The organism is Anoxybacillus sp. TBDG-1 (genome assembly GCF_054815885.1).
Genome location: NZ_JBTZSY010000030.1, coordinates 18,776 through 32,410 on the forward strand (window position 1 = coordinate 18,776; position 13,635 = coordinate 32,410).

At 44.6% G+C, this 13,635-nt stretch carries 14 protein-coding genes; 13 read left to right on the forward strand and 1 reads right to left on the reverse strand.

The annotated features are described in order from the left end of the window. The first annotated feature begins 9 nt into the window (after positions 1-9). The 9 genes from ACYQY7_RS09950 (at position 10) to ACYQY7_RS09990 (ending at position 7,138) form a co-directional block, all read left to right on the forward strand. Complete coding sequence (locus ACYQY7_RS09950; RefSeq protein WP_461201887.1) at positions 10-735, forward strand: cytidylyltransferase domain-containing protein; 726 nt, start codon at positions 10-12, stop codon at positions 733-735. Between the two features lie 8 nt (positions 736-743). After that, complete coding sequence (gene pseG, locus ACYQY7_RS09955) at positions 744-1,778, forward strand: UDP-2,4-diacetamido-2,4,6-trideoxy-beta-L-altropyranose hydrolase (protein ID WP_461201888.1); 1,035 nt, start codon at positions 744-746, stop codon at positions 1,776-1,778. A 5-nt stretch (positions 1,779-1,783) separates the two neighbouring features. Beyond that, positions 1,784-2,830, forward strand: a complete 1,047-nt coding sequence (pseI, locus tag ACYQY7_RS09960; RefSeq protein WP_461201889.1) for a pseudaminic acid synthase — start codon at positions 1,784-1,786, stop codon at positions 2,828-2,830. Then, positions 2,827-3,966 carry a UDP-4-amino-4,6-dideoxy-N-acetyl-beta-L-altrosamine transaminase gene (gene pseC, locus ACYQY7_RS09965; RefSeq protein ID WP_461201890.1) on the forward strand — a complete coding sequence of 380 codons (1,140 nt, stop codon included), beginning with the start codon at positions 2,827-2,829 and terminating at the stop codon, positions 3,964-3,966. Before pseI ends, pseC begins: the two co-directional genes overlap by 4 nt. Before the next feature lie 90 nt (positions 3,967-4,056). Further along, positions 4,057-4,416 (forward strand): flagellar protein FlaG, encoded by a 360-nt coding sequence (gene flaG, locus ACYQY7_RS09970; protein WP_461201891.1) that lies wholly within the window; start codon positions 4,057-4,059, stop codon positions 4,414-4,416. Positions 4,417-4,429: 13 nt separating this feature from the next. Beyond that, complete coding sequence (locus ACYQY7_RS09975; RefSeq protein WP_461201892.1) at positions 4,430-5,977, forward strand: flagellar hook-associated protein 2; 1,548 nt, start codon at positions 4,430-4,432, stop codon at positions 5,975-5,977. Between the two features lie 16 nt (positions 5,978-5,993). Then, positions 5,994-6,389 (forward strand): flagellar export chaperone FliS, encoded by a 396-nt coding sequence (fliS, locus tag ACYQY7_RS09980; protein ID WP_461201893.1) that lies wholly within the window; start codon positions 5,994-5,996, stop codon positions 6,387-6,389. After that, the gene (locus ACYQY7_RS09985; protein WP_461201894.1) at positions 6,389-6,739 is read left to right on the forward strand and encodes a flagellar protein FliT; all 351 of its coding nucleotides are present in this window, start codon (positions 6,389-6,391) and stop codon (positions 6,737-6,739) included. Before fliS ends, ACYQY7_RS09985 begins: the two co-directional genes overlap by 1 nt. Positions 6,740-6,748: 9 nt before the next feature. Further along, positions 6,749-7,138, forward strand: a complete 390-nt coding sequence (locus tag ACYQY7_RS09990; protein ID WP_461201895.1) for a hypothetical protein — start codon at positions 6,749-6,751, stop codon at positions 7,136-7,138. Between the two features lie 178 nt (positions 7,139-7,316). On the opposite strand, the gene ACYQY7_RS09995 is transcribed toward ACYQY7_RS09990, so the two are convergent. Next, complete coding sequence (locus ACYQY7_RS09995) at positions 7,317-8,399, reverse strand: HD-GYP domain-containing protein (RefSeq protein ID WP_461201896.1); 1,083 nt, start codon at positions 8,397-8,399, stop codon at positions 7,317-7,319. 174 nt (positions 8,400-8,573) lie between these two features. Here ACYQY7_RS09995 and hpf point away from each other — a divergent pair, with 174 nt between their 5' ends. From hpf to prfB, 4 genes are all read left to right on the forward strand, one after another. Further along, entirely contained in the window at positions 8,574-9,122 is a 549-nt protein-coding gene (hpf, locus tag ACYQY7_RS10000) for a ribosome hibernation-promoting factor, HPF/YfiA family (RefSeq protein WP_032101209.1), read from the forward strand. A gap of 62 nt (positions 9,123-9,184) precedes the next feature. Further along, positions 9,185-9,565 (forward strand): hypothetical protein, encoded by a 381-nt coding sequence (locus ACYQY7_RS10005; RefSeq protein ID WP_461201897.1) that lies wholly within the window; start codon positions 9,185-9,187, stop codon positions 9,563-9,565. 254 nt (positions 9,566-9,819) lie between these two features. Then, on the forward strand, positions 9,820-12,324 hold the full coding sequence (gene secA / locus ACYQY7_RS10010; RefSeq protein ID WP_461201898.1) for a preprotein translocase subunit SecA: 2,505 nt from the start codon (positions 9,820-9,822) through the stop codon (positions 12,322-12,324). 80 nt (positions 12,325-12,404) lie between these two features. Then, positions 12,405-13,512, forward strand: a protein-coding gene (gene prfB / locus ACYQY7_RS10015) for a peptide chain release factor 2 (RefSeq protein WP_461201899.1) whose coding sequence is annotated in 2 segments (ribosomal slippage) — positions 12,405-12,476 and positions 12,478-13,512 — 1,107 coding nt in all. Because the reading frame shifts where the segments join, the coding sequence is not laid out codon by codon here. The last annotated feature ends 123 nt before the right edge of the window (positions 13,513-13,635 follow it).

A 13,635-nucleotide genomic window follows, 5' to 3' on the forward strand; every position in this document is an offset into this window, starting at 1 on the left:
AGGAATGTCGTGAAAACAATCATCATCATCCAAGCGCGCATGGGGTCGTCGCGCTTGCCAGGTAAAGTGTTAATGCCGCTTGGAAATACAGTTGTGTTAGATTACGTCGTATCGCGGTGCAAACAAGTGCACGATATTGACGATGTCATCGTTGCTACTTCAACGTTAGAGCAAGATGATGCGATCGTACAATGGTGCGAGCAACATCGGGTAACGTGTTTCCGTGGCTCAGAAGAAGATGTGCTTTCTCGCTATTACGAATGTGCGAAACGTTACGAACCAGACTACGTCATTCGAGTAACTGCGGATTGTCCGTTCGTTGATTACGATTTCGCTAACGATATAGTCGAAGCGATGAGGAAAAAGCCAGCTGATATCGTGATCGTCAATGGTCAGCTGCCGCGTGGGTTTGTCGTTGAAATGGTGTCGTTTGCCGCTTTAACATATATGCATACACATGGACAAGAGAACCGCCATCGCGAGCATGTGACGTATTATGCGTATGAATTTTCAGATCAATTTCAACAAGAGGTTATCGAGGCGCCAAAAACGATGCAACATCCTCATTTGCGCGTAACGTTAGATACAGAGGAAGACTACGCCCTTTGCCAAGCGGTTGCCAACTATTTTCAAGGAGACATGCTCGTTCGTGCGCAAGATGTTGTTCAATTTTTACTTGATCATCCAGAAGTGGCGAAGCTGAACGCGCACGTGCAGCAGAAGCCAGTTGTATAGGTGATCGCATGAACATTCTCATTCGCGCAGATGCCTCAGTCGCCATCGGTACAGGTCATGTGATGCGCACGTTGACGCTTGCGGAGTTGCTTCGCGATGCTCGTTGTGACGTTCGGTTTGCGATGAAAGAAGAAGAAGGACATTTATGTTCATACGTGGAAAGCCGAGGTTTTTCCGTTTTTCGCATCGCTTCGGCTCGTACGCAAGAAGATGATGCACAAGCGACGATTCAGGCGATCGATGCGTGGGGTGAATGGATCGATTGGTGCATCGTTGATCATTACGGGCTTGATGCGCGTTGGGAGCAACAAATAAGACGGTACGTGCAAAATGTGATGGTCATTGACGATTTAGCCAATCGTCCGCACGTATGCGACGTGTTGCTTGATCAAAACTATTACCTTAATAGCTATGCGCGTTACGAACGGCTTGTACCAACAAATTGCACGTTGCTTCTCGGTCCGAAGTACGTTTTATTGCGAAAAGAATTTACTGAAGCGCGAGAAATGGTGCGTATGCGGACGGGTGAGGTGAACCGTTTGCTCGTCTTTTTTGGCGGAAGCGATCCGACGAATGAGACGGAAAAAGCATTGCGAGCTCTTCGGTCGTTACGACCGATGCATGTCGATGTTGTCGTTGGAGCGACGAATCCGCGTCGTCATGTCATTGAGCGTATGTGCAGCGAGATGGGCGCTCGTTACCATTGTCAAATTGATTACATCGCCGAGCTGATGGCGAAGGCGGATTTAGCTGTTGGCGCTGGCGGGGCGACGATGTGGGAAAGATGTTTTCTTGGGCTTCCGTCGCTTGTAACAGTAGTGGCGGACAATCAAAAAGTTGCGACAGAAGCGGTCGCCGCATATGGGGCAATTCAATACGTCGGTTGGCACGAACATGTAACGACTGAACGTTACGTGGAAGTGATGAAGCGAGCGTTAGAGACGCCGAAGGAACTCGTGCGCATGAGCGAGCGGTCGCTAAAGCTTATGGGAACGAAAAGAGAAAGGATGCATCCGGTCGTGCGACGCATATTGGAGGGATGATATTTATGATTGAAATTGGTGGGCGTAAAATCGGACAAGGATATAAGCCGTTTATTATTGCTGAAATGTCGGGCAACCATAATCGATCGCTTGAAAAAGCGTTAAAGATTGTGGATTTAGCGGCGGAAGCGGGAGTCGATGCGGTCAAGCTGCAGACGTATACACCTGATACGATGACGCTCGATATTCATACAGGCGAATTTTTTATCGAAAGTGAGACGAGCCTTTGGAAAGGGCGGTCGCTTTATGAGTTATATAAAGAAGCGTACACGCCATGGGAGTGGCATGAGGCGATTTTTGCGCGCTGTCGTGAGCGCGGATTGCTTGCGTTTAGCTCACCGTTTGATGAGACCGCGGTAGATTTTTTAGAAACGCTTAATGTGCCCGCATATAAAATCGCCTCTTTTGAAAATGTGGATATTCCGTTAATTAAAAGAGTGGCGGCGACAGGAAAGCCCGTTATTATTTCTACAGGCATGGCGACGGTCGCTGAATTAGAGGAGGCAGTGCAAGCTGTCCGTTCGCAAGGAAACGATCAAATTATTTTATTAAAATGTACGAGCACGTATCCAGCGACGCCGGAGCATTCAAATTTGCGAACGATCCCACATATGCGCGAGCTGTTTGGCGTAGAAGTTGGACTGTCTGATCATACGCTCGGAGTCGGTACAGCGGTGGCAGCTGTGGCGCTCGGTGCGACCGTGATTGAAAAACATTTTACTACATCGCGGGCAGAAGGCGGGGTCGATGCGGCGTTCTCTTTAGAACCACATGAGATGGCGATGCTCGTGCAAGAAACGGAGCGGGCGTGGTTAAGTATCGGGCACGTTTATTACGGATCGACGAACGCGGAAAAGCCGTCGCTTGCCCATCGTCGCTCGTTGTATGTGACGAAAGATTTGCGCGCAGGCGACGTCCTTACAAAAGAAAATGTGCGCGCCATTCGTCCGGGCTACGGCTTGTCTCCTAAATATTATGACGTCATTTTAGGAAAAGTCGTGAAAACGGACGTGAAAAAAGGAACACCATTGAGCTGGGACGTGTTGCTATGAAGAGGAGAGAAACGTTTTTGCCGTACGGTCAACAATGGGTGACAGAAGAAGATATCGAAGCGGTGCTCGACGTTTTACGCTCTCCCTTTTTAACGCAAGGTCCGAAAATCGAACAGTTCGAGCAAAAGGTGGCAAGCTACGTCGGGACGAAATATGCGGTCGCTTTTGCGAACGGGACGGCTGCTTTGCACGGGGCGTGTTTTGCGGGGGGGATTAGCGAAGGAGACGAAGTGATTACGACGCCGATTACGTTCGTAGCGACGGCGAATGCGGTGCTTTATTGCGGCGGGAAGCCGGTGTTCGCAGATATTGATGAGCGAACGTACAACATCGATCCAGGCGACATACGTAAGCGGGTGACCGCGCGCACGAAAGCGATTATTCCCGTTGATTTTACAGGTCAACCTGCCGATATGGACGCGGTGATGGACATTGCGCAAAAACACAACCTCGTCGTCATTGAAGACGGGGCGCATTCGTTCGGTGCAGAGTATAAAGGGAGAAAAGTCGGAACGATGGCGCATATGACGATGTTTAGCTTTCATCCAGTCAAACCGATTACAACGGGAGAAGGCGGCGTCATCGTCACGAACGACGAGCGCTATTACGAAAAGTTGTTGCGTTTTCGTTCTCACGGCATCGTCAAAGGATTTGCAGATGAGTGGCATTACGAGATGGTCGATTTAGGGTATAACTATCGCATGACCGACTTGCAGGCGGCGCTCGGCATATCGCAACTTGCCAAACTCGACCGTTATATCGCCCGTCGCCGCGAAATCGCCGCGATGTATAACGAGGCGTTTCAACTGCTCGAAGGAGTAACGATTCCGTATCAGCTCGAACAAACAAAATCCGGTTGGCATTTATACATGCTTCAGCTACATACCGAAAAATTGCGCTACGATCGCAAACAAATCTTTCAACAGTTACGCAAACGAAATATTGGTGTGCACGTCCATTACATCCCTGTATATTGGCATCCGTACTACGAGCAGCTCGGTTATACAAAAGGCATTTGTCCGAAAGCGGAACAGTGGTACGAGCGAGCGTTGACGTTGCCAATTTTTCCGAAAATGACTGACGAAGATGTCCGCGATGTCATTGCGGCGGTGAAAGACGTGGTGAAACCTCTCTAAGACGAGAGGTTTTTTCTTTTCTCCCTTCAAATTTTCCTCCCTCCGTCCGATATAAACAATAGGAACGTATATGTAAAGGAGCGAACGGTGATGATTGAACGTATTTCTTCTTCTCATTCTTCCACATATATGTATGAAAAAACGGCAGAGCGTCCAGCAGAACAGCAAAAACAAGAGCAAACGACTTCACAACAAATGATGGTAAAACAAGAAGAAGAGCGCATTTCAAAAGAAAAGCTTGAAGAAGTTGTCAAAGGAATGAACGAGTTTTTACAGCCGAGCCATACGTCGTTAAAGTTTAACGTACATGAAGATTTGAAAGAGTACTACGTTCAACTTATTGATGAACGGACGAAAGAAGTTGTGCGTGAAATTCCGCCGAAAAAACTGTTAGATATGTATGCAGCGATGATGAAGTTTGTTGGATTAATCGTCGATCGAAAAATTTAGGAGGTGGTAAGTGATGAATAATATGCGTATCGGCGGCTTGGCGAGTGGCATGGATATTGATAAAATCGTCGGCGATTTAATGAAAGTTGAGCGTGCGCCGATCGATAAGTTAAAACAGAAGAAGCAATTGCTTGAGTGGAAGCGCGATGCGTATCGCGATATGAATCGCTTATTGAATGATTTGGATAAGCATATTTTTGAAGGTGTGATGCGCCAAAGCACGTTTTTGCAAAAAAAAGTGACGAGCTCGAACGAAAACGTTGTAACGGCAACAAGTACGCCAAACGCTCAAAATCAAACGGTGGAAATTAGCAATATTACACAATTGGCAACAGCAGCAAGATGGACGTCAGAAAGCGCAATTCAAACATTAGATACGTTTGATCCAAATGCAAAGTTAAAAGATGTTACGTTTATTGTCGGAGGAGTTACTCCGTTGAATTTGACCAGCCCGCTAACAATTAAATTAGCTGTAACAGATCCAAATGGAAGCACAAAAAATGTTGAAATCAATATAGACCCAAACAATGACACCCTTCAATCAGTGATCAATAAAATGAATCAACAGTCGGATTTAGGAGTAAATGCATTTTATGATGATGTCACAAAAAAAGTAGTCATCAATAAAAATCAAACGGGTGCAGGTGCATCGATTCAAATCGTTGAAGGACAAGAGCTGTTTCAAGCATTTGGTTTTACAGCAGCTCTGAACAATTTAGAACTAACAGGGAAAACAAGTGGTCAAAACGCTCGATTTACAATTAACGGTCTTGAAACGGAGCGTACGTCAAATACGTTTACAGTCAACGGGACAACATATACGCTCAAAAACACGCATGCGGGGACGGTGACGCTCACATCAACGACAAATACCGATGCGATTTTTAACGCGATTAAATCGTTTGTCGATAAATACAACGAAACGATTGATGAGATCAATAAAAAGCTAAAAGAAACGCGTTATCGTGATTATCAGCCGTTGACGGATGAACAGCGTGAAAAGCTGACGGAAAAGCAGGCGGAGAAGTGGGAAGAAAAAGCGAAAAGCGGCATTTTGCGCGGCGATTCGATTTTATCCAACGCTCTTTCTAGCATGCGGCTAGCACTGTATCGAAAAGTCGATGGGGTTGAAGAGGGGTTCTCGCAATTAGCTCAAATCGGCATTACGACAACGCCAAACTACTTAGATGGTGGAAAGTTACTAATTGACGAAGCAAAATTGCGACAAAAAATTGAAGAAAATCCAAACGCCATTTATCGCTTGTTCAGTAACAGTGGAGAGGGAAATGCAAAAGGGATTGTTCGTCAACTTCGTGATGAAATAAAAAAGACGATCAAAACCATCGAAGATAAAGCAGGAAATACGTTAAAAGCTACGAACCAGTATATTATCGGGAAAAATATTCTCGATATTGATACACGTATTAGCGCGGCGGAAGACCGATTAAAACGGGTAGAAGACCGCTATTGGAAGCAGTTTTCGGCGATGGAAAAAGCGGTACAACGTGCCAATTCGCAAAGCATGTATTTGATGAATGCTTTTGGTGGAGGGGCACAATAATTTAGGAGGTTGAACGATGAACAATCCATATCAATCATACCAGACGAACGCGGTGCAAACGGCGTCGCCAGGGGAATTAACGCTTATGCTTTACAACGGTTGTTTAAAGTTTATTGCGCAAGCGAAGAAAGCGATCGAAGACAAAGATATTGAATCACGCAATGTAAACTTATTAAAAGCGCAAAAAATTATTCAAGAGCTTATGGTCACGCTCAATATGGAATATGAAGTGGCGAAACCAATGATGACGATGTACGACTATATGTATCGTCGCCTCGTTGAAGCAAACATTAAAAGCGATATGTCCATATTAGAGGAAGTCGAAGGATACGTGAAAGAGTTTCGTGATACGTGGAAGCAAGTCATTCAAATTCATCGTCAGCGTCAATATGCGCAAGGCGGTCACGTGTAATGAGTGTCGTTGCAGAGCTTCTTGAGGCGACGGCGGCGATTGTGACGTTGCTTCGTGAGCCGATCGAAAGAGAGAAGCGTGAAGCGGTCATTGAACAAATCGAACAACTGCTTGAAAAGCGTGAGCAGCTTCTTCAGCTACTTCCGACGGTGTTAACCGACGAAGAAAAACAAATAGGGAAACAGCTGCTTGCGCTTGATCGGGAGGCGAACGCCCTTCTCCAACAATTGAAGCAACAAATTCAGCAAGATTTAAAACAAACAAAACAAACGAAAGTAGCTGTTGAACGTTATGACGATTTATACGATTCATTAGCAATCGACGGTATGTTTTATGATAAACGAAAGTAGGTAAACATTATGGTACATTTAACTTCGGAACAATTAACAGTCGTTCGTCAATATGCAGCGTTATTGGACACCATTAAAGAAGGATTTCAGTACGTTAAGGAAAGTTTTGTGGATTATGAGCGGACGCAAGGGGATGTCGTGCTTGCTGACATTTTAGAAGCGTTTGATCAAATTGATACGGTAAATGAGCGGTCATTCGCACAATTTTTTGCTGATGATATCGCGCTATTGAACGAGCTTCAACGTTTTTCTTCTGTCGTAGAAGAGGCGTGGAAATTAGACGGAAATCTACATGATCCACATGCGAAGCAACAAATTGTCGAAAAACACGTAGCGCCAGCGTTTGAGGCGTGGAAAGTAAGCGTGATGCAACATCTTCGTCCGTATGTTGAGCAATAAAAGGTGCGAGTGGATCGCACCTTTCTTGAAAGATAAGAAAGTATAAAATTTCAGATTCATGTCTAGCTCCAAGCGCCATCGGCTCGAGTCGCTCCGTCCCACACTGCGGCGGCGACAGCCTCCTCGGTGGGACTCGTGCGCTCTTCGCCGATAGGCGGGCGCTTTGAGCTTTTCTTATTTAAAACGCTTCGACAATAGTTACGTTTACTTCTTTACGTAAGTCGATTTCAAACGGTGATTTGAGCATCTCGCCGTTTGGATTTTGTAAAATACGAACGACAGGACGAAGCGGATATTCAGGGAAAATGTTTGAGACGACACCTCGGTATCCTGTGTTTAATACGACGTTCGTGCCGAGCGGGTAAATGGCGACATATTTTAAAAACGTTTTAATAAGCTCGTAGTCAAACAACGTATTCCCTGCTGCGCACAAATATTCAGCTGCTTCGTGCGGCGAGTGTTGTTTTCGATGGTCGCGCGGAGAAGTGAGCGCATCGAACACGTCTGCGATGGCGATAATGCGCGCGAACTCATGAATGTATTTACCGGCTGCTTGATGTGGATAGCCGCTCCCATCAAACCGTTCGTGATGTTGTAGGGCACAGTAAGCGGATGACGGTGAAACGTTGTTTTGTTTTTTCAATAACTCAAATCCAAATTCAGTATGATGGGAAACGATTCGACGTTCCTCAGGGCTAAGCGATCCTTTTTTGCTCCAAAGTGCGCTTGGAATTTGTGTCATGCCAATGTCAAATAAAAGCGCTCCGACGCCTAAATCAAGCAATTGTTGCGATGAATATCCTTTCGCCAATCCGATAACGCCTGCAATCGTTGCCACGTTAACCGAGTGGTGAAAGAAATACCCTTTTGAAATAACAAGGTCAGATAAGTTAATGAGCAAGTTTTCTCGACTTAATAAATAGTCTAAAATCTCTTTAAATATTTTTTGATATTCTTGTCCGAGGTCAAGCGAAGACACACGCTGGACAGCTTTTTGTTCCTCGATCAGTTCCGTCATCGTTTCGTACACTTTTTTTACCGCTTGTTGCCGCACAACAGGACTAATCATTGGCTTTTCTTCAATATCAAATGTAAAAATGTCGTGAATATAAATATGACGAATGCCATTTTCACGCAATCCACGAATGTATGAGTCGGTCAGTTTAACCCCCTTGGCAAGCAAAACTGCACCGTTTGGTCCGTAAATATCAACGGCGAGCACATCGCCGCTTTTTGCTTCAAATATGTGCACTTTACGCATGCGATAACACCTCAGTAGAAAAATACGAACACTTTTCATCATCTATAAATTATAGCATAATTATCCATTGTTTTGTTCATCATTTTTTCACAAAAAATGTGACGATTGAGAAGGAGTTTTGTAGGGAATTGTAGAAATAAGTAACCAACCTTTCATAAAAGGAGGAAACAGCGTATGAAATACAACATTCGCGGAGAAAACATCGAGGTTACACAAGCCATTCGAGAGTATGTCGAGAAAAAAATCGGAAAATTAGAACGCTATTTTGAATCGACGGAAGGAGTAACGGTTCACGTTAACTTAAAAGTATATAATGATAAACAGGCAAAAATTGAAGTGACAATCCCAATGCCACAAATTGTGTTGCGTGCGGAAGAGCGCCATGATGATATGTATGCCGCCATCGATTTGGTCGTCGATAAACTTGAACGCCAAATTCGTAAACATAAAACAAAAGTGAATCGAAAAATGCGTGAAAAAGAAGCAAACGGCGTAACATTAACAGCAACTGCTCCTGTGGCGACAGAAGAGCACGAGGAAGAGGAATTCGAAGTTGTACGTACGAAGCGATTTAGTTTAAAACCGATGGATAGCGAAGAAGCGATTTTACAAATGAATATGCTTGGTCATAACTTTTACGTCTTTATTAACGCAGAAACAAACCGTACAAATGTCGTTTACAAACGAAAAGACGGCAAATATGGCCTAATTGAAGCGAACTAATCTTAGCACCCTCTGTCGAATAAAGGCAGAGGGTGGTATCATGTGAAAGGGGGTGAAAGCGTATGGAGGCAATGTTACGTGAAATTTTAGCAAAGTTGACGAGTATCGAAAGTAAATTTCTACAGTTTCAACAAGAAGTGCGTGACCAGTTCGCTCGGATTGATGAGCGATTCGAACAAATCGAAGCGCGCTTTGCGCAAATTGACGAACGATTTGCCCAGATTGATGAGCGCTTTGCGCAGATTGATGATCGATTCGCTCAGATCGACGAACGGTTTGCTAACATGGAAGCTCGTTTAACTGCGCTCGAACAAGAAATGAAAGAAACAAATGAGTGGATCAGTCGCCTTGAGGAAGAAATGTGCGATGTAAAGAACCGTCTCGAACATGTCGAAATACAACTGAGCGACGTAAAAGAAACCGTGCATCGTTTAGAAACTTAACCAGCCGACGATGTGCGTACATTACTGCAAAACATGTATAAAAAGATCGACGAAAAAGGATTTGAAATTTACGCCCTCAACAAACGCTTACTTAGAGTCGAAGCCTCTATCGAGCAACTACAATCGCAAGTGTAATCCAGCGAAGAAACTGGTTTTTTCTTTTTTCCCCATCCCCTTTTCCGTATGAGTTGTCACCTTTTCTTGTAAATGATATGATGGTAATTAGCGACTATATAAGCAAGGGGCGTTTTTGTATGCTTGGAATGTTTAAAAAAGTGTTTGATCCGAATAAACGGCAAATTGCGCGATTAGAGAAAATTGCGAATGAAATTGATGCGCTCGGTCCGCAAATGGCGCAGCTTTCTGATGACGAATTGCGGAAAAAAACGGAAGAGTTTAAGGCTCGTCTTGAAAAAGGCGAAACGCTTGATGATTTGCTTGTGGAAGCCTTTGCGGTTGTTCGCGAAGCAGCGAAGCGCGTGCTTGGCATGTATCCGTATAAAGTGCAATTAATGGGAGGCATCGCGCTTCATGAAGGCAATATCGCCGAAATGAAGACAGGGGAAGGAAAAACGTTAACTGCAACGATGCCGGTATATTTAAACGCATTAACAGGAAAAGGCGTCCACGTCGTGACGGTAAACGAATATTTAGCGAGCCGTGACGCGACAGAAATGGGTAAGTTATACCAATTTTTAGGATTATCTGTCGGATTGAACTTAACGAATATGTCGCGTGAAGAAAAGCAAGCGGCTTACAATGCAGATATTACATACGGAACGAATAACGAATTTGGTTTCGACTATTTGCGCGATAACATGGTGCTATATAAAGAACATATGGTGCAACGCCCACTTCATTATGCGATCATTGACGAAGTCGACTCGATTTTAATTGACGAAGCGCGTACGCCGCTCATTATTTCAGGCACAGCGCAAAAGTCTACGAAATTGTACATTCAAGCGAACGCGTTTGTTCGTACATTAAAGCGCGATGTCGATTATACGTATGATGAAAAAACGAAGAGCGTTCAGCTGACGGAAGAAGGAATGAACAAAGCGGAGCGCGCGTTTGGCATTGATAACTTATTTGATTTAAAGCATGTGACGTTAAACCACCATATTAACCAAGCGTTGCGCGCACATGTTGTCATGCAGCGTGACGTTGATTACGTTGTGGAAGACGGAAAAATCGTTATCGTTGACCCGTTTACAGGTCGTCTTATGCGTGGACGTCGCTATAGCGATGGACTCCATCAAGCCATTGAGGCAAAAGAAGGGCTTGAAATTCAAAATGAATCGATGACGCTTGCGACAATTACGTTCCAAAACTATTTCCGCATGTATGAAAAGCTTGCGGGAATGACGGGAACGGCGAAAACAGAAGAAGAAGAGTTTCGCAACATTTACAATATGCAAGTCGTTGTCATTCCGACAAATCAACCAGTCATTCGCGATGACCGTCCAGATTTAATTTATCGTACGATGGAAGGGAAGTTTCGTGCTGTTGTCGAAGACATCGCCGAACGTCATGCGAAAGGACAACCTGTCCTTGTCGGTACGGTGTCTATTGAAACGTCTGAATTGTTGTCGAACATGTTAACGAAGCGCGGCATTCGCCATAACGTATTAAACGCGAAAAACCATGCGAAAGAAGCAGAAATTATTGCGCAAGCTGGTCAAAAAGGAGCAGTAACGATTGCGACAAACATGGCAGGACGCGGAACGGATATTAAACTCGGTGAAGGTGTGCGCGAGCTTGGCGGTTTAGCCGTCATCGGTACAGAACGTCATGAAAGCCGCCGCATCGACAACCAATTGCGCGGTCGTTCTGGTCGTCAAGGGGACCCTGGGGTATCACAATTTTACTTGTCACTTGAAGATGAGCTTATGCGTCGCTTCGGTTCAGAAAATATGATGGCAATGATGGATCGTTTAGGCATGGACGATTCACAGCCAATTCAAAGCAAAATCGTATCAAAAGCGGTCGAATCTGCGCAAAAACGCGTGGAAGGGAACAACTTTGATGCACGGAAACAGCTGTTGCAGTACGACGATGTATTGCGTGAACAACGTGAAATTATTTACCGCCAACGTTTCCAAGTACTTGATTCAGAAAACTTACGCGACATCGTTGAAAAAATGATTCAATCTGTAATTGAGCGGGTTGTGCGAATGCATACGCCAGATGAAGAGATGCCAGAAGAATGGAATGTGCAAGCGATCGTTGATTATGTGCAGGCAAATCTTCTTCCTGAAGGGGATGTGACGATCAACGATTTGCGCGGCAAAGATCCAGAAGAAATGATTGAATTTATTTGGGACAAAGTGCGTGCGCGTTACGATGAAAAAGAAAGCCGCATTCCGGTGGAACAAATGCGCGAGTTTGAACGCGTAATCGTTTTGCGCGCTGTTGATATGAAATGGATGGAACATATCGATGCGATGGAACAGCTTCGCCAAGGCATTCATTTACGTGCGTACGGTCAGATTGATCCGTTACGCGAATATCAAATGGAAGGCTATGCGATGTTTGAAGCGATGATCGCTTCTATTGAAGAAGAAGTCGCCCGCTACATTATGAAAGCGGAAATTGAAAGCAACCTTGAGCGACAAGAAGTGGCTAAAGGGGAAGCTGTTCATCCAAAAGAAGGCGAAGAAGTGAAACGCAAACCGGTGAAAAAAGCGGTGGAAGTCGGTCGAAATGATCCGTGCCCGTGCGGAAGCGGAAAAAAATATAAACATTGTTGCGGACGATAAGTGAGGGATGTTCCCTCGCTTTCGTTATGTTGCGTCCGCTGAGACGTTTGCATACAATAATGGTTGAGGTGAAGGACATGATTGACTTAGTAGAAATTAAGCAAGATCTGGAAAAAATGGCTAAGCGATTAGCGGATATTAGGGGGTCTCTTTGACCTCGAAACGAAAGAAGCACGCATTGAGCAACTAGAAGCTCAAATGGCTGCGCCTCATTTTTGGGACGACCAAAAAGCAGCTCAAGCGGTCATTAGTGAGGCAAATGCGCTCAAAGATTTAGTCGGTGAGTTTCGCTCACTGGAAGAGCGGTTCGAAAATTTAGAAGTGACATACGAGCTCGTGAAAGAAGAGCCAGATGAAGATTTACAAAAAGAGCTCGTAGCTGAAGCGAAAAAACTATCGAAAGACTTTAGCGAATTTGAACTGCAGCTCCTATTAAATGAGCCGTACGATAAAAATAATGCTATTTTAGAGCTTCATCCTGGCGCAGGCGGAACAGAGTCGCAAGATTGGGCATCAATGTTGTTGCGTATGTACACGCGCTGGGCAGAGAAAAAAGGATACAAAGTGGAAACGCTCGATTATTTGCCCGGTGACGAAGCGGGAATTAAAAGCGTCACGTTGTTAATTAAAGGGCATAATGCATACGGATATTTAAAAGCGGAAAAAGGCGTTCACCGCCTCGTCCGCATTTCACCGTTTGACGCTTCTGGACGCCGTCATACGTCATTCGTTTCATGTGAGGTTGTACCAGAGTTTGATGAAAACATCGAAGTCGACATTCGTCCGGATGAAATGAAAGTCGATACGTATCGCTCAAGTGGTGCTGGCGGTCAGCACGTCAATACGACTGACTCAGCGGTACGTATTACACATATCCCAACAGGAATTGTCGTTACATGTCAATCGGAGCGATCGCAAATTAAAAACCGCGAAAAAGCGATAAACATGTTGAAAGCGAAGTTGTACCAGAAGAAATTAGAAGAACAACAAGCGGAACTTGCTGAAATTCGCGGGGAACAAAAAGAAATTGGTTGGGGAAGCCAAATTCGCTCGTACGTCTTTCACCCATATTCCCTTGTGAAAGACCATCGGACAAATACAGAAGTCGGAAACGTTCAAGCAGTTATGGACGGAGAAATCGATGTCTTTATCGACGCATATTTACGCTCAAAATTAAAACAAGGGTAAGGTGTCCGACATGGGCACCTTTCTGTATATTGCCACCTAAAAAAGAGCGTGATAATCTGGACATAACGAAAGGAGGTTAGTAACTGTTAAAATATTTTTGTGAAAATCCATAAAACTCTATAT